The organism is Robiginitalea insularis, assembly GCF_052497835.1.
This window is the reverse complement of sequence record NZ_CP199296.1, coordinates 2897408-2915132: the sequence shown is the minus strand read 5'-3', so window position 1 is coordinate 2915132 and position 17725 is coordinate 2897408. Positions and strand designations below refer to the sequence as shown.

The 17725-nt window shown below is 47.2% G+C and carries 12 protein-coding genes; 3 read left to right on the top strand and 9 right to left on the bottom strand.

What is annotated here, in order from left to right; translation table 11 throughout:
- Window positions 1-2: 2 nt before the first annotated feature.
- The 7 genes from ACT6NV_RS13175 to ACT6NV_RS13145 all read right to left on the bottom strand — a co-directional run bounded on the left by ACT6NV_RS13175 (window position 3) and on the right by ACT6NV_RS13145 (window position 11435).
- On the bottom strand, window positions 3-2786 hold the full coding sequence (locus tag ACT6NV_RS13175) for a TonB-dependent receptor (RefSeq protein WP_445384906.1): 2784 nt from the start codon (window positions 2784-2786) through the stop codon (window positions 3-5).
- Between the two features lie 62 nt (window positions 2787-2848).
- The gene (locus ACT6NV_RS13170) at window positions 2849-5242 is read right to left on the bottom strand and encodes a penicillin acylase family protein (protein WP_445384905.1); all 2394 of its coding nucleotides are present in this window, start codon (window positions 5240-5242) and stop codon (window positions 2849-2851) included.
- A gap of 135 nt (window positions 5243-5377) precedes the next feature.
- Window positions 5378-7405: a cytochrome c biogenesis protein CcdA gene (locus ACT6NV_RS13165; protein WP_445384904.1), complete on the bottom strand. Its 2028-nt coding sequence runs from the start codon at window positions 7403-7405 to the stop codon at window positions 5378-5380.
- Window positions 7393-8703, bottom strand: a complete 1311-nt coding sequence (gene tilS, locus ACT6NV_RS13160) for a tRNA lysidine(34) synthetase TilS (RefSeq protein ID WP_445384903.1) — start codon at window positions 8701-8703, stop codon at window positions 7393-7395. The genes ACT6NV_RS13165 and tilS overlap by 13 nt, the downstream gene beginning before the upstream one ends.
- A gap of 62 nt (window positions 8704-8765) precedes the next feature.
- Entirely contained in the window at window positions 8766-9587 is an 822-nt protein-coding gene (locus tag ACT6NV_RS13155; protein WP_445384902.1) for an alpha/beta hydrolase, read from the bottom strand.
- 15 nt (window positions 9588-9602) lie between these two features.
- On the bottom strand, window positions 9603-10901 hold the full coding sequence (locus tag ACT6NV_RS13150) for an anthranilate synthase component I family protein (protein ID WP_445384901.1): 1299 nt from the start codon (window positions 10899-10901) through the stop codon (window positions 9603-9605).
- Window positions 10902-11435: an NADPH-dependent FMN reductase gene (locus tag ACT6NV_RS13145; RefSeq protein WP_445384900.1), complete on the bottom strand. Its 534-nt coding sequence runs from the start codon at window positions 11433-11435 to the stop codon at window positions 10902-10904.
- Between the two features lie 125 nt (window positions 11436-11560).
- On the opposite strand from ACT6NV_RS13145, the gene ACT6NV_RS13140 reads away from it, so the two are divergent.
- Window positions 11561-12736 carry an acyltransferase family protein gene (locus tag ACT6NV_RS13140; protein WP_445384899.1) on the top strand — a complete coding sequence of 392 codons (1176 nt, stop codon included), beginning with the start codon at window positions 11561-11563 and terminating at the stop codon, window positions 12734-12736.
- A 17-nt stretch (window positions 12737-12753) separates the two neighbouring features.
- On the opposite strand, the gene lpdA is transcribed toward ACT6NV_RS13140, so the two are convergent.
- Both lpdA and ACT6NV_RS13130 read right to left on the bottom strand, forming a co-directional pair.
- Window positions 12754-14154 carry a dihydrolipoyl dehydrogenase gene (gene lpdA / locus ACT6NV_RS13135; RefSeq protein ID WP_445384898.1) on the bottom strand — a complete coding sequence of 467 codons (1401 nt, stop codon included), beginning with the start codon at window positions 14152-14154 and terminating at the stop codon, window positions 12754-12756.
- 111 nt (window positions 14155-14265) lie between these two features.
- On the bottom strand, window positions 14266-14724 hold the full coding sequence (locus ACT6NV_RS13130) for an Lrp/AsnC family transcriptional regulator (RefSeq protein WP_445384897.1): 459 nt from the start codon (window positions 14722-14724) through the stop codon (window positions 14266-14268).
- Between the two features lie 155 nt (window positions 14725-14879).
- Here ACT6NV_RS13130 and ACT6NV_RS13125 point away from each other — a divergent pair, with 155 nt between their 5' ends.
- Window positions 14880-16100: an aminotransferase class V-fold PLP-dependent enzyme gene (locus ACT6NV_RS13125; protein ID WP_445384896.1), complete on the top strand. Its 1221-nt coding sequence runs from the start codon at window positions 14880-14882 to the stop codon at window positions 16098-16100.
- Window positions 16101-16173: 73 nt separating this feature from the next.
- Window positions 16174-17667, top strand: coding sequence for a Na+/H+ antiporter NhaC (gene nhaC / locus ACT6NV_RS13120; RefSeq protein WP_445384895.1), 1494 nt, complete (start codon window positions 16174-16176; stop codon window positions 17665-17667).
- Window positions 17668-17725 lie beyond the last annotated feature (58 nt).

Genomic DNA, 17725 nt, shown 5'->3' with positions numbered 1-17725 from the left:
TCTTAAAACTTAAAATTATAGGTTATGGATGGAATGGGAATGGCAAATATTGAACTTTGCAACGCTTTCACCTGCCCGTCTTCGGTTACAAAGAACACCGAATAAGGATTGGTCCTTCCCAATACATTATAGACCGAAATAGTCCAGAAGCTATGGGCAAGTTTCTCAAGTTTATGGTTCCCCTCAATATTGATCCCCAAATCCAGCCTTATGTAATCCGGGATACGAAATTCATTGCGGTTACTGTAAAAAACATATTCGGCATTGTTGAAATTGTATTGTCCGATCGGATAAGTCACCGGCCGGCCGGTCTGATAGGAAAAATTCAAAGAAGCGCTGTATCGCCTGGTAAATTTATAGTTGGCCACCAGGCTCAAGTCATGCGGTTTATCGTAGTTGGCAGGAAAGAATTCGCCATTATTAACCCGTTCCTCCGGGAAGGGGCTGTCAAATCGTATCAGGGAGCGCGAATAGGTATAGCCCAGCCACCCGTTTAGCTTTCCGCGATTTTTTCGGATCAGGAACTCCACCCCGTAGGCCTTTCCATCTCCCTGAATAACTTCCTGCTCAATGGCCGGGTTCAGCAGAACCTGGGCCCCTGTTTTAAAGTCCAGCACATCCTGTGAAAGCTTATAAAAACCCTCCAGGCTTAATTCAAACATCTGTTCATTCAGGTTTTTAAAAATCCCCAGGCTGACTTGTTGTGATGTTTGCGGGCGAATATTAGCGTCACTCAGTTTCCAGGTATCTATGGGAGATACGGTAGTGGTATTGGAAAGCGTATGGATAAACTGATACATATTATTGAATCCGGCTCTCAGGGAAAGACTGGGGCTAAGCAGGAAGCGAGCGGAAATACGAGCTTCAGGGCCTCCATAGGTTTCAATAAAGGAGCCACTGTCATAAGGAGTACTACCCGTTAGCGTACTTTCATTTCTGGGCTGTCCTTCAGCATATTCCCTTTGTTCAGAAGGTCCCAGGGCGGCAAAAAAGGCCCAGCGCAGCCCGGCAATTACACTGAATTTTTCAGATAAAGTAATCTCATCTGAAATATATAGCGCCCCCTCAAGGGCTTGTTCCCTTGGGATTGAAAGGTCTGATATATCCGATCCGGATCCCCTGGGTTCCAGATCCCCCGGGTTTACCCAATAATATTTTGCTGCCAGGCCATAGGTAAGGTTATGGGCAGGGTTTATCCGGTTACGCATCCAGCCTTTAAATTCAGTCTCTTCCACCGCGTATCCGAGGTTAAAATCGGTATTCCCCCCAGAGTCGTATTCAATATCAAAGGCATACCTGCTGTTGGTAAGCCGCAGCGCCAGCGTATTATTATTGGAAAGAACCCTGTCCCAGCCCAAGGATACGGCCCGGTTGGAATATCCAAACAGGGAATCCGAGGTAATACTGAACCGATCCTTACTGTAATAGGCGGTTGCCTTCAATCGGTTTTTATCATCAATGCGATCGGTATAAGTCCCGATGAAGTCATAAAACGAGGCCTGGCTGTTGTTCAGGTTTTCATCTTCCAGGGCCCGAAGCACCCAGTCGGAATAGGCTCCTCTCCCCCCGATGACCAGGGAGGATTTATCTTGTTTTAGCGGGATTTCAAAGGCGAGATTGGCAGTGACCGGCCCTACAGACCCTTCTCCCCGGAATTCTTTGGTATCCCCATCTGTGGTCCGTATATCGAAGACAGAAGAGAGTCGCCCCCCGAAGGTTACCGGGATGGCCCCTTTGTAGATTTCCACGCTTTCGGTCACAAAGGGATTCAGTGCCTGGAAAATGCCAAAAAAGTGGGTTGGATTGTATACCAGGGCGTCATTAAGCAGGAACATGTTCTGATCCGTTCTTCCGCCACGCACATTAATGCCTGTGGCTCCTTCCCCTGCCCTAGAAATGCCTGGCAGGGCCGTGGCTATTTCCAGAAGGTTACGTTCTCCAAGTACCAAAGGAATGTTCTTGCTTTCTTCAGAATCGATAATATCTGTCCCGGCTGTCACCGCTTCCACATTCCGCTTTCGGTCTGCTTCAACAACAACTTCCTCCAATTGCTGAACGCCTTCTTCTACGGCAAGGTCCAGCTTGCCGTCATTAAAAACCAAAAGACGTTTACGGATTGGTTTCATCCCAATAAAGCGGGTTTCCAGTTCATTGATTCCCGGGGGAAGCATTAATTCGAAATACCCATTTTCGTCTGAGACTGTACCCAGCCCGCGGTTGGTAATACGAATGGAAACGTCGGATACAGGCTGCCCGGAAGTTTGTTCCCGGATATAACCCGAGATTTGGTACCGGGAGCGCAGGTCCCCAGCCACCTGCGTGCCAATACGCAGGGTTTCCACTTCGGCCGTATCGGGCAGCATTTCCTGATTTATAAAAACCGGGATTTGGTTAACGTTCTCACGCCTGTATGCCAAAGAGTCCTCTTGGGAAGCCGTGGGTTGGTCTCCAAAAAATCCATCTGGCAGGTCCTGATAAATCCGGTTATTCCGTGTCAGGACAATGGTTTTAGCATCGTATTGAAAATAATTAATGGGTAGGTCTTTTAGGAGTTCCTCCAGGATTTTCGCCACAGGAAGATCCTGAAAAACCCCGTTAAATTGTCGGTCCTCAAACCAGGTAGTTGCGAAGTAAACCTCTGTTCCACTTAAATCCCGTATGCGTTCAGCTATCTGGCCAAACTGCTCTCCCTCAATTACAAGTGAAATTTTTAGTGTGTCCTGCTGGGATTGAAGCCTGAATATGCCAAGGAGTAAAAAAAGGAAAATAATTATAGTACGCTTCATCAGCGGGCTTTTAATCAATGCCGGTAAACTGGGGAGCTTTCTGTAAATTGAAAGTAGTTTGTTTAATCAGCGGTTGGCCTAAATATAAGTAATGATTTAGAAATTGTCTTTATTTCCTCTCCGTTCATCAACATTTTCCGGAATTCCCCACGGTTATAGAGTTCGGCCTGATCACTGTAATGTGGGCTGAACGGGTTGCCCGACTGACCTGTAGGGAGGATACTGACGCTTTGTTCAATGTCCGAAAAATCAATGACCCTGCGGGTAGACGGGCCTGAATTCACTTTGTAATAACCGGTTGAATCGTATGGAAATGCCATATTGTTGATTACCTCCCTGGAGCCTTCCACAGGGAAAGGGCCCACATTGAAGAAAGAGCGCAATGCAGCTATTTGCCCAATAGGGTGCGGGTGTTCCAGGGTATGAACCCTGCCCCAGTTCCATTTTGACGAATCCGGCCCAAAGTCCCTGTCGACTGAATTCCTAGCTTTTTTAAAGGAGCTGATCACCAGTTCGGATTTTGTCTCAATGCGCTCCTGTGTGCGAACGTCGTCCCACCATAAAGATGGCCCTCTGGCCGCCAGGGGGGCGAGCAACCTTTTAAATAGATGCGTACTTAAGAGTGCCTGAAAAGCCTCAGGTCCCATCTCATCAGAGAGGCTTGCCTCCGCAAAATAATAGACCCAGCGGTGAAATACCACAGCTTCATTGCTGTTCAGGGGATAGTCTCCCTTCCAGGAGTTTAAGATATCCAAACATTCGATCTCCGCTTCGGATAGTTCCGCCACTTTTATTTCCCTGGCCAGGTCTGCAATTATCTGAGTGTTGACGGGGGAAGTGTTGTCCGTAATCATCTGCTTTACCCCTTCCCTGTCCCAGTCATCACGCGTTTCGAGCAGATTGACAATTCTTTTGGCCCGGTTTTCGGGAAGATAGTAACCCGGTATAAAACCCGCAGCAGTGCTGTCTGGCTGATTGTTGGCAGAATAGACGTAGCCCCATGGCGGGTTGATCGCCCTGGGGTTTTCTTCGAAAGGCACTGCCTGAATAGCGGAAGATACATCCGAAGGAATCAGCATTTTCGTGGAAATACTATCCGGAAAACGGTAAAGCCGGGCTGCTGCCCACCAGGCTACATTTCCATACCTGTCTCCGTACATGACATTTAGGCCAGGAGCATGAATGTCCCTGACCGCAGATTCAAAGTCTGACACCCCTTTGGAGTGGCTGATTCCATACAGCGCATCCATGACCCGGTTCTCCCCTTGCGTATACACCCAGGACATACTTACCGGTGGCATATCTTTCATTTGTTCTGATATATCATTCACTACGGGACCGCGACTCGTTGTTTTGTAAGTAAAGGAAACCGTATCGGCATCCTTAACCGCAATTTTCTTATGTACTTCTTCAAAAGGGCGCCACTGTTCCCCGGAGCGATAGCGATTGCTGTCCTGCGGGTGTATTATTTCCGTAAAGAAATCAATGTCGTCATTTTCAAACATGGTGAGCCCGTAAGCCAGTTTTCGGTCGTGCCCCAGCATCGGAAAGGGGATTCCTGCCATGTGATAGCCATATTTCTCATAACCCGGAGTCACTACATGGGCTTCGTACCAGACAGAGGGCTGTGCAAAACCAATATGCGGATCGTTTGCCAGGATTACCGAATTATTTTTGGTTTTTTGGGGAGCAATCACCCATGAATTACTTCCCTCAAAGGCAGGAAGGGGTAATGTGGATAAGATCCGCTGGGTTTCGGAGGACAAAGAAAAGGCCATAGCAGGCTGTTCCCGTTCATCGAAATTACGGATAAGGGTGGTTCCTGAAGGGCCGTCCCCCAATAATTCCTGAAGGTAATCTTTTCCCAGAGATGTCCTTAAATGCGTTAGTAACGGATCCGTTTTATGCGCCATTGCAAAGCTAAAAGCCATGTATCCGACAGCATTAAACACGTCCTCCAGTTCAAAAACTTCTTTATCGATCCCGGTCAGATAGAATTCAATCGGGGTGGGGCCTTCTTCAATAAAATGATTTACTCCGTCCAGATAGGCCTGTATCAGCTCAAAAGCAGGGGCAGATCTATCTATTTTTTTAAGGGTATTATTTGTGGCCTCGTCGATTCCCAGATTGAGAAAAAACCGGTCTGCTTCAAGGGTCTGCTGGCCGAAAACTTCCGAGAGACGGCCTTTGGCAACCCGTCTGAGCAACTCCATTTGCCAGAGCCGATCCTGGGCGTGCACATAACCTAAAGCCCTGAAGGCATCAGTCTCGCTCTCGCCGTAAATATGGGGGATGCCGAAAGAATCAAAATAAACGGAAACCTCTTTTCCCAGCCCCGGCATGCTTACCTCTCCCTCGTATTCCGGTTTGAGGTGCTGCATAGCAAGAAAGCCCGCTGCCACCAATAATAACAAGAGGATCAGCAGTATTCGTAATATTTTTTTTAATCTTCCCAAAAGCCCGTATTTAAAGTGTTCTAAAGATAAAGGCTTTGTTCAGAATTAAAAAAATTCCGCTTTGTTAATCGTTTAAATGTAAAAGAGCGTCTATACGGCAAAAGTTTCCATGCCTTTCCCCATTAAAATTATATATCAGGGATTCAGCTTGATTCCGGGAGAAAAGACTGTATTGTTCTTACCGGCCTCGTAGGTTTGCAGACCTGAGGCTAGCCAATTCCGGTAAGTGGCAACATCCGAATTCTGTATGGCCGGATTCAGTACTTCCAGGTCCGGGGATAATTGCACATAAAAGGGCTGGGAAACCGCTTTAAAATTCACATTCTGAAAAGTTGCCCACTTATCCCCAATCGTTTCAATTTGTTTGGTTCGGCCGCTGTCATACTGAAATTGAAATTGTTCTGCTTCCGGTAAGCGGGTACGATCATCCACATACAGGGAAATTAAAACAAAGTCTTCATCAATCAGGCTGAAAACCTCAGGGTCACTCCATACCGTTTCCTCCATCCTTCGGCAATTAACACAGGCCCAGCCTGTAAAATCAAGGAGGATGGGCTTTTGAACCTCCTGTGCGTGCTGCAGGCCCTTTTCGAAATCCTTGAAACAATCCAGCCCCAGCGGACAATCGGAATTATTTTCAGCAAGGCTGTAGAAGTCTGGCGGCGGAAAACCACTAACCCACTTTAGGGGAGCCTTATAAAACAGACCATAGGCCAAATAGCCGGCAAATAAAAGGCTAAGCACAACTCCGCCCAGCCTCCAGAAGGACAGGCGAGGTTTTATACCCCCTTTTTTTCCAAAGAAGCCCAGCAGGTAGGCGGCAAGCCCCAGGGCCAGTAAGATCCAGATCCCCAAAAACACTTCCCTTTTCAATAAGCCCCAGTTCCCGACCAAATCTGCATTGGATAAGAATTTAAAGGCTAAGCCCAGTTCTAGGAATCCAAGAACCACTTTTACGGTTTCCATCCACTGTCCGGAACTCGGCAGTTTGTTTAGCCAGGAAGGAAAGAGTGCAAAAAGGGCAAAGGGCAGTGCAAGGGCCAGGCCAAAACCGGTCATTCCCACACTCAGATTGGTTGCTACCTCTCCCTCAGCCAGGGCCGTACTGCCCAATAACCCTCCCAGAATAGGCCCCGTACAGGAGAAGGATACTATAGCCAGGGTCAGGGCCATAAAGAATATCCCGATACCCCCGCCAATTTTACCCGAAGCGGCATCTACCTTGTTTGCCCAGGAGGCCGGCAGGGTAATTTCGTAATAACCGAAAAAGGAGAAGGCAAAAAACACAAAGACAAGAAAGAAAAAAAGGTTCAGCCAGATATTGGTGGCTATGGTATTCAATAGCTGCGAATCTACCGTATCAAACAAATGGAAAGGCAGGCTTAAGAGCACATAAATCAAAACAATGCAAAAGCCGTAAAAGAGGGCTGCGGCTACCCCTCCTGTTTTATTGTCGCTCCTTTTGGTAAAAAAGGATACCGTCAGAGGGATCATGGGAAAGACACAAGGGGTAAGCAAAGCGATGAACCCCCCTATAAACCCGAGGCCGAAAATCAGCCATAAACTTTGTTTTTCCGGTTCCTCTCCGGCTTCTCCGGAATAGAGCCTCTCCGGTTTTGCAAGTGCAATGGTCAGGGCTTCCCCTTTAGCCCTGGAAGCAGCATCGATTTCAACCAGTATTTCAGGGGCCTCAGAACCATCGAGCATAAACGTAAAGGAACGCTCCGCACTGATGCAAACCTCCTTGCAAACCTGATAGAAAACCTCGACCCGCACCTGATTTATCAAAGGATCCAGGAGGCGAATCTCTTGAGAAAAGATTGCCTTTCCTTTAAAAAAAGTTTCATCCACCTCAAAAATGTCGCTGTACGCTGTGTGGGTCTCACTCTCCTTAACCGGTCCCATTCTTTCATAATCCGCTCCATCGTTTATAAACGTAAACTCGGTGGGCAGGGCCCCTCCTTCCGCGGTGAACTGTGAATACAAATGCCAGTCAGGTTCAATTTCTGCTTCAAGGAACAAGGTAAATGTACTGTCACTGGTTTGCTCCAACTGCTGGCTCCAGCTAACCGGATCCACATCGAACTGGGCCGCAAGCCGTAAGGGGAGTCCCAACAGTATCAAAATACAGATCAGAAAATTTTTCAGCCTTAGTTCTTCCATTGAATTCTTAGAATTTCTTTTGTTTTTTCGGTCACTTTAAACCGTTCGTCTGCCCTTCGGCCAACAATCCAGACCACCTCGTCTCCATTGCACAACAGCCATTGATCTTCCTTTTCAAAAAGACTTAACCCATTATCCCTGAAATACTTGGAAATGCTCTTTTTACCCTTCATCCCCAGGGGATAAAAATAATCCCCTTTCCGCCATTTTCTCAGGGTCAGTACCTGCTTTAACGTTTCTTTATCAGCATATAGTATTTCCGGGGCCGTTTCCCCCATGCTAAGCTGTGTACTGATATCAAAACATAGCGGGCCTTCAAATGAAGCCTTTTCTGTATCGACGGAATACTCTTTTGATTTTTTGACAAGGGCCTTTTCCCGGATTATCAGCTCCCCTTTGCCCTTAAGCAGCGTATGTGAGGAAGAATGCAGCATTTTCCCGCTTTGGGCATTCAGCAACTGAGATACAGCCTTCCAATCGGTAAAACCGAAATCCTTAAGCAGCTCAAAAAGATATGGTTCCAAAGGCCGAAGGGCCTTTAAGCGCTCTACGGAAATATGATAAAGGCCGTTTTCTTCCCGGAGTATTTCTGATCGCAGTTTATCTATGTGCTCTTTAACAAGGGCCTGACTGCCGTTTAAATGGCGCAGTGTTTTCTTAAAACCCAGCATGAAATTCCCTTCCAGCTTTAGCAATTCCGGAACAATATAATGTCGTATGCGGTTTCTGAGGTAGTTGTCCTCTGCATTGGACTGATCTTCCCGCCATAGCAGTTTTTCGCTCTTTGCAAAGGCAGCAATCTGCTCCTGGTCAAAAATGAGCAATGGCCGGCGCAGGCTTTGGTTTCGATCGGGAATGCCGGTAAGGCCTTCGAGGCCGCTGCCCCTGCTCAGGTTGATTATAAAAGTTTCCAATGCATCCAGGGCATGGTGGGCAGTAAGCACGTAGGAAAACTCTTTTTCGCGCTGCAGTTTTTCGAACCAACTATATCTTAATTTGCGTGCAGCAAGCTGAACATTTAGTTTATTTTTATTTATATAACCAACTGTATCAAAGCGTTTTACATAAACTTTTATCTTTAAAGACTTTCCGAGTTGCTGCACCAGCGCCTCATCCAGATCACTCTCCTTTCCCCTAAGTTGAAAATTACAATGCGCCAGGGCAAAGTCAAGCCCTGACCGGTGGCAAAGATGTGTGAGCGCCACACTGTCCTTCCCGCCGCTGCACGCGATCAGGAATCGCTTTTCAAGAAGTTCCGGGAATTCTGTCCGGATATGATGGTCGAAGGCTTCCCACATATGGCAAAGGTAGCTACAAATTAATAACTGCAGGCGTCAGCCAAATGCTGTGATTAGCTTGTTTATTCTAAAAAAGAATGCAGCCATTTCCCTATTTCCCTGAAGAAAGCTTTCCGCTCCCTTTCGTGATGCAATTCATGAAAAGCTCCCGGGAAAAGCACCAACTGACTATTGGGAGCTTTTTTAGCAAAGGTGACACTGCCCTCAACATCTATAATGGGGTCTGCATCTCCATGCAGCACCAAAACCGGGATGCCTATTTCCCCGGCTTTTTCAAGTATAGCTTCTCCGGCCTCGATTACCGGAAAGGAATAGGCGGGGCTTACCCTGTCGTGTACCAGCGGATCCGATTGATAGCGGCGCACCTCCTCCGCATCCCTTGAAATGCCTGCAGGGTCCAGGCCCGATGGAATGGTCACAGCGGGAGCTATTTTTTGCAACATCCTGCCGAAAAACAATTTCCAGGAAGGAGGCTTAAATGCCAATTTCAAATAGGGGCTGCTGGCAATAATACCTTTTTGGGGTCCACCATGACGCAATGTGAAATTTAAAACCAAGTTTCCTCCCATACTATGCCCATACAGGAATAAGGGCAATCCGGGAAAGCGGTTTTGAGTTTCTGTAACTGCCTCAGACAGCAGGTCCATCAATTGTCCGTACCCCTGGCAATGTCCTCTTTTTCCATCCGACTTTCCATGTCCCACCAGATCAAATGCAAATACCGCCAACCCCTGCTCACAGAGGAATGGGACAACCTCTTCCCGGTAACGCCCACTGTGTTCACCAAAACCGTGAACCAGCAGAACGGTACCCTTTGGTCTCCCCGGGACTGACCAATAGCCATAAATCTGCGTTCCGGCCCAACTAAAAAATTGTTCTTCCATATAAAATACTTAAGATCAGGCCCCTTCCAGCACTTCCCGCATCGCTTTTGCCTTTAACAGGCATTCCTGATATTCCTGCATCGGTAGGGAACGCGCCGTTATAGCGCTGCCCACCGCAAAGCTCAAAACCTGACGCGCTCTGTCGTACAGTATTGTCCGGATAACTACATTAAAGTCAAAGTCCCCTTGCGGACTGAAATATCCTATACTCCCGCTATATGCCCCCCTTCTAAATGCTTCGTTATTCTCTATAAGCTGCATGGCGGCAATTTTTGGAGCCCCCGTCATGCTACCCATAGGAAAACTATCTCGCAGCAATTCCACGGAATCCTGCTGTGGCGTGGTCCTTGCCATTATAGTGGTGATCATCTGGTGTACCTGGGCGTAGGTTTTTACCTCACATAAGCGCTGTACTTTTACACTTCCCCTGAGCGCATTTTTGGAAAGATCATTGCGCACCAGGTCTGCTATCATGATATTTTCCGCCCGTTCTTTCCCATCCTCAGCAAGCCGGGTAGCCAGGATGTGGTCCGTTTTAGCGTCGGTGTCCCTTGGCGCAGTACCTTTCATGGGCTGCGAAAAGAGTTCCTGTGCCCGACGGCATAAATAGCGCTCCGGGGAAGCACAGATAACAAATTTATTCTCTAAGCGAAACATGGCCGAAAACGGAGCACGGCTTTTCTGGTTTAGGGACGAAAACAGCAGATATGGGTTCAGCCGGGCGTCCTGAGCGTAAAATTCCTGGCAAAAATTTATCTCATAGATATCTCCCCTATAAATATGACTTAATAAGCGATTAACTTTTTGCAAATACTCATCCTTGTAAATCCCCATCTGAATTCGCGGGGGATGCCCGTTAGTAGTTGCGGATTCCGTTTCCTGCTCCGAAATGGCCTTAAAATCAGCCTCTATTTCCCCCGCTACCTCCGGGCAGTAATGAAAAATAGCCTTGCCATGGTTTAACTCAACCATTTTCAAGGGCTGAAAAAAATAGAGATCCGGAAATTCCAGGCGGTCCGGGCGAGCGGAATGTAGGTTTTCCAGGTCGTTTTTCAGATCATATCCCAACAGCCCGAAGATCCAGTCTTTACAAGTAAGTCTGTATGTACTTAATTTTTCAAACCCGCCTTCAGCAGAAGATTTTAGCTCGCTTTTTACTCCGGCAGCGAGCATGCCTTCAAAACGGCCCAGCGGATCCGGGTGTTCATTGCTATCCAGCCATAGTGCTACTTTATAGCCTGCAGACCAGAAAAGCAGCTTTTGCTTAAATCCCGGAAGGTCTTCTACAGCATAGGCCTGGCTAATGCGATCCATTTATAAGCCAGATAAAAAGGATTGCAGGTATTCTTTGTGTTTTTGGTTCAAACTCGCATCGGTTATACCCTTTTCAGGGTCAAAATTCTCATAATAGGAAGGAAGGGAGAAAGGCCCGGTAATAATAGCCCCGAAGCGCTGCAGCATCTGACTGACCTGTTCGCAGGAAGACTGCGCCCCGCGTTTGCCCCCTGAGGTGGACATCAAAAAAATGCTGCGGTCTTCTAAAAACTTGCGTTCCGTTCTCGAAAGCCAGTCCAGTATATTTTTAAAAAAAGCGGAAGGGTTACCGTTGTGTTCATTAACCGAGATGACCAGGCCGTCCGCTGCCCGGATCTTATCTTTAAGCTCCAGGAGCTTTTCCGGAAACCCATCTTGTTTTTCCAGGTCTTCACTATAAATGGGAATATCGAAATTGTGCATTTCAAGTAAGCCTACTGAATGGCCCGAAATCCCTTCAACAGTTTTCTTTACCAGCTGAAAGTTGATGGAAGTTGACGAATTACTGCCTGCAAAGGCCAGAATCTTTCCCATATTCACCGTTTTTTGTCTTACGAAAATACCCTAATTACAATATAATTGAATGTAAATTACATAATTTTGACCCCTGAAACATCCAAAACCACTCTTTTACAAGTATATAGGAGTGAATAAATGGTATGGAACAAGTAAAGAGACTTTATTTTATCGATGCTATGCGGGCCTGGGCCATCCTGATGATGTTGCAGGGTCACTTTATCGATGGTTTGCTGGATCCTGTTTTTCGCGATCCCGAAAACCCCGTATTCGCTACCTGGAAGTATTTCAGGGGCATAACGGCCCCCGTATTCTTTACGGTTTCGGGTTTTATCTTTACCTATTTACTTATGCGGGTACCCCGTCAGGGGGTGGATAACCCGCGTATCCGGAAGGGCCTCAAAAGAGGATTGCAACTGATTTTTATTGGGTATCTGCTGCGCACAAACCTTTTTGGTCTGCTCAAAGGGGAATTATATCCTTCCTTTTTCCTGGTAGATGTGCTGCATTGTATCGGGATGGCTTTGCTGGTCATCATTGGGTTGTACCTGTTATCGGTTCGGGTGCACCAAAAGCTCCTGCCTATATTATTATTTAGTATCAGTATCGGTTTGTTCCTCTTTGAACCCCTTTACAAAACCGCCACCTACAGCTGGCTGCCGGATGCCCTGGCCAATTATTTAACAAAGGCCAATGGCTCGGTTTTCACTATTATTCCCTGGGTGGGTTATACCACTTTTGGAGGGTTCCTCTCTCTCTGGTTTCGCAAATTTGCGAATGTAAAAGGCATGTACCTGTGGAGTATTGCTATTAGCATGCTGCTGGGAACCTGCCTGATCTGGTATTCATCCCCTTTCTTTTCCTGGCTGTATGAAAATAGTGGCATAGAACTTTTCCGTATGGTAGTTTCCAATAACTACCTCTTTATACGGCTGGGAGATGTAATGCTGGTTTTCGCTGTATTTATGATCCTCAGGTCTTTGATGAAGCAAAGGGTATTTTTACAGATTGGCCAGAATACCCTGAGCATTTACGTTATTCACTTCATTATCCTGTATGGAAGTTTTGCGGGTATAGGTCTCTACCGGTTCTGGCATCACCAGTTAAGTCCTGAGGTAGCTGTAACAGGAGCACTGATCTTTATGATTAGTTGTTCCTATCTGGCCCTGCTTTACGACAGGCACGAAGTTTTTGTCCGGGAGAAATTACAATTCCTTATTCAACTTGCAAGGACCTTCCTGGAAAAGTCCATTGGGTTTCTTATCCGCGTATTGAAAGGGTTACTGCTGCAACTCAGCCGGCTATTCAGCAGGGCCTGATTTAAACCTCTTTTGATTTAGCTATGAAGGGCGCGGTTTTCCGTTGCCGCCAAAGCTGCTTCCTTAACCGCTTCTGCATAAGTGGGGTGGGCATGGCTCATACGTGCGATGTCTTCAGCAGAAGCCCTGTATTCCATGGCCGTAACAGCTTCAGCTATCAGGTCAGCCACCCGCGCACCTATCATGTGTACTCCTAATACCTCATCGGTTTGCTTATCTGCCAGAATTTTGACAAAACCATCCGTATCCATACTGGCACGGGACCGCCCAAGGGCACGCATCGGGAACTGTCCGCTTTTGTATTCAATACCGGCCTCCTTGAGTTCTTCTTCAGTTTTACCAACAGCAGCCACTTCAGGCCAGGTATAAACTACACCGGGAATCAGGTTATAATCGATGTGGGGCTTCTGGCCTGCGATAATCTCAGCTACCATAACTCCCTCTTCTTCTGCCTTGTGGGCCAGCATGGCTCCCCTGACTACGTCCCCTATGGCGTAGATATTGGATGCAGCAGTCCGCAGGTGTTCATCCACTTCCACCTGCCCTTTGTCGTTTAATTTTACACCGGCTGCTTCTGCGTTCAGCCCATCGGTGTAGGGACGGCGACCAACTGAAACCAGGCAGTAGTCACCTTTCAGGCTAATCTCTTCTCCCTTTTTATCGGTTGCCTTAACAATTGCTTCCTTGGCTTTACGGGTAACTTCCGTAACCTTATGAGAGAGATAAAACTTCATTTTTTGTTTCTTAAATACCTTGGTGAGCTCCTTGGAAAGTGAAGCATCCATGCCCGGGATAATGCGGTCCATAAATTCAACAACGCTCACATCTGCTCCAAGCCGGCGGTATACCTGTCCGAGCTCCAGGCCAATGACCCCTCCCCCAATAATGATCAGGTGCTTAGGGATTTCCGTTAGGCTGAGTGCTTCGGTAGAGGTAATAATCCGCTCTTTATCCAACTCGATAAAGGGAAGGGAAGCGGGTTTTGAACCCGTGGCGATAATGGTATTTTTGGCTTCTATGGTAGTATCGGAATCCCCTTTTATCTCAATATGGGTGGCATCCTTAAAACTTCCCATTCCATGGTAAACCTCAATTTTGTTTTTATCCATCAAAAAATCTATTCCTTTGGTTGTCTGGTCTACCACAGATTGTTTCCTCGCAATCATTTGCTTCAGGTTGACCTTGACATCGCCGGGGATATCGATTCCGTGCTCCTCAAAATGCGTGATGGCATCGTGGTAATGATGGCTGGAGTCCAGAAGGGCTTTGGAAGGGATGCAGCCAACATTCAGGCAGGTTCCCCCAAGGGTATTGTATTTTTCAATAATGGCAGTTTTCATTCCTAATTGTGCACAGCGGATAGCTGCTACATAGCCTCCGGGGCCAGAGCCGATAACGGCCACATCATATGATTTCATCTAGTTGGATTTTCCGTTGATTAATATCGTTCCAGTTACGGCTAACAAAAATACAAATGTTTTTAGTTCCCGACAGCCGTGCACCGAATTGATTCAGGTTGATTAATAAAACTACAAGGGAATTTCTGTAGTGTGCTTCACTTCATTGATTACGAAGGAACTCTGGGTACTGCCAATATGGTTGATTGCGGTGAGTTTTGTGACCATAAATTCACGGTATTGCTGCATATTTTCCACATGTATTTCGAGTATGTAATCATATTCTCCCCCAATGTGATAACAGCTGATCACTTCCTTCAGGTCCAGGATTTCCTTTTCAAATTGCAGCAAGCGGGGTTTGATGTGCTGGTTTAGTTTAACATGGCAGAATACCTTAAAATCCCTGGAGACCTTGGCAGGGTCCAAAAGTGCCACGTATTTCCTGATAAAACCTTGTTTTTCAAGTCTTCGGATACGTTCGTATACAGCAGTATTGGAGAGGTTTAGTTCCAGTGCAAGGGCCTTGGTCGTTTGCTTGCTGTTCTGCTGCAGGCTCCTGAGTAACTTTTGATCTGTGGCATCTAATTTCACAACTGAAATTTTTATAGTATATCCAAAAGGAAGGCTATCAAAAAAGAATTATTTACTACAAAGAAGACCCTTTATAGATAATATTCCACAATATAGGGCAATACATTGATATTCATATCATTTTATGCTAATTTAGTAGATAAATTACATAACAAATGGACTACAACGCTTCAAATGCCATTCAGGACCTTCATAATTTCGGGGAATTCGGAGGAGTAAACCCTTCTATTTCCGATTCGTCTACCTATACCTTTCTTTCTGCGAAAACCATGTTCGATACTTTCGAGGGGAATACAGAAGGCTGTTATTTGTACAGCCGGCATTCTTCGCCTTCCAATCTGTATCTGGGCGAAGCCCTTGCCGCGCTGGAAGGGACTGAGACAGCCAACGTTACAGCCAGCGGGATGGGTGCCATTACCGCGGTCATTCTTCAATTATGCAGTAGCGGGGATCATATCGTAAGCAGCCGGACAATCTACGGGGGTACATACGCCTTTTTTAAGAATTTCCTTCGGCGCTTCAACATAGCTGTAAGTTTTGTCGATATTACCGATGAGCAGGCGGTAGCAGATGCCATTACCAAAAACACCAGAATGGTATATTGCGAAGCCGTAAGCAACCCATTACTGGAAGTAGCGGATATAGCTGCTTTATCCAAAATTTGCAGGGATGCAGATTTGCCCCTGGTGGTAGACAACACCTTTTCCCCATTGTCCATTGCCCCCGCCAGATTAGGTGCAGATATTGTAATACACAGCCTTACCAAATTTATAAATGGTACCAGTGATGCCGTGGCAGGAGCGGTTTGCGGAACTAAAGAGTTCTGCCTTTCCCTCAAAGATGTAAACAACGGGGCGGGGATGCTGCTTGGCAGCACCCTGGACAGCCTGAGGGCTGCCTCCATTCTTAAGAACATGCGCACCCTGCACCTTCGAATGCAAAAGCACAGTGAAAATGCCCTATTTCTGGCGCAGAAATTTGAAGCAGATGGACTGCGGGTAGTTTATCCGGGGCTTCCCTCCCACCCGGGCCATAAATTGATGAAAGAGCAGGGAGTCCCCGAATTCGGCTTTGGGGGAATCCTCACCCTGGATGTGCAAACACCCGAAAAAGCGAACGCTCTTATGGAAATAATGCAAGCGCGAAACCTTGGCTACCTTGCTGTAAGCCTTGGCTTTTACAAGACCCTTTTCAGTGCCCCGGGCTCATCAACTTCTTCCGAAATACCGGAAGACGAACAAGGGGCCATGGGATTGAGCAGCGGGCTGATCCGTTTTTCTATAGGGCTGGACAGCGACATAGAACGCACGTACCGCGAGATGAAAGCCTGTATGGAAGAACTTCAATTACTCCCTGCAAAAAAGGAACTGGTCTAGAAATAGCCCGGAGTTGGCCAGTTGCAGAAGAGGGATCAATGTTGTATTATTACCCCCTCACTAAACCAACTAAATGGCCACTTCCAAAAAACCGAATTACCGGCAAGACGAACACATTGAAATCAATCCGACCTTATCCATTTGGGAAGCCCTGATCCCGGTAGTTGCCCTGATTGGAATGCTCGCTTACAATGTATACGTTTTCGGGGATGAAGCCATAGGGGGCTCAAACCAGTTTATATTACTGATGGGCGGGGCTGTGGCTGCAGTAGTGGGGTTTTACAAAAAGGTTCCCTTCAAGACCATGCTGGCTGAGGTTGCCGAGAATATCAAGTCTACCACTGGTGCCCTGCTGATTTTATTAATGGTAGGCGCCCTGGCTGGAACCTGGCTGATTAGCGGCATTATCCCGGCCATGATCTATTACGGCTTACAAATCCTGAGCCCAACGATTTTCCTTGCTGCCTGCGTTATAATCAGTGCCATCATTTCCGTGGCCACAGGAAGCAGCTGGACAACCGCGGCTACCGTGGGTATTGCCCTGATCGGGATCGGGGATGCCCTGGATATTTCCCTGGGAATGACAGCTGGCGCAGTCTTATCCGGCGCTTATTTCGGGGATAAAATGTCACCGCTCAGCGACACCACCAACCTGGCACCCGCCATGGCAGGAGGGGAACTCTTCGGACATATCCGCTATATGACCTACACCACAATTCCAACCATTACCATTACATTGATCGTTTTTATTATACTGGGCTTTACCATAGACACCACCGGGCAGGCAGATACCCAGGGTATTATGGATTCCATAGAAGCAACTTTTGCCATTAATGGCTGGCTATTCCTGGTGCCTCTGGCTGTGATCCTTATGATCATTAAGAAAACTCCACCCCTGGTGGCCTTGCTGGTGGGTACGCTTCTGGGAGCTGTTTTTGCACTGATATTCCAGCCAGCCGTGGTTGCAGGTATTACCGGAGCAGCGAAACTCGACTTTGAATCGGCATACAGGGGAATCCTCAATGCCATCACTATAAATACCACTATTGAAACGGACAATGCCGCCCTGAATGAACTTTTCTCTGCCAAAGGGATGGAAGGAATGCTGGGAACCATCTGGTTGATTGTTTGTGCAATGGTCTTTGGAGGCGTCATGGATGGTATTGGGGCTCTTGCCCGAATAACCTCAGGCCTGCTGAGCCTGGCCAAATCCACCTTCAGCCTATTTGCCTCAACGGTGGGAAGCTGCCTGGCGCTGAATATTACCGCATCTGACCAGTACCTGGCTATTGTGGTACCCGGAAAAATGTTCGCGAAAGCCTATGAAGACAGGGGGCTGGCTCCGGAAAACCTCAGCCGGACCCTGGAAGATTCAGGGACAGTGACTTCTGTTCTTATTCCGTGGAACACCTGTGGCGCTTACCATAGCGGTGTTTTGGGGGTTTCGGTGGCAGAGTACTTCTTCTTTGCCATTTTTAACTGGCTCAGCCCAATTACGACCCTGGTCTTTGCTGCTTTTGGAATCAAAATACGTCAACTCTCTCAAAAGAAGGCCGTTGCAGAATAAGCAGACCTCCCAGCGCTTTCCCCTCACCGGATATTTGTTCCTTCCTGAAAATTGTGTT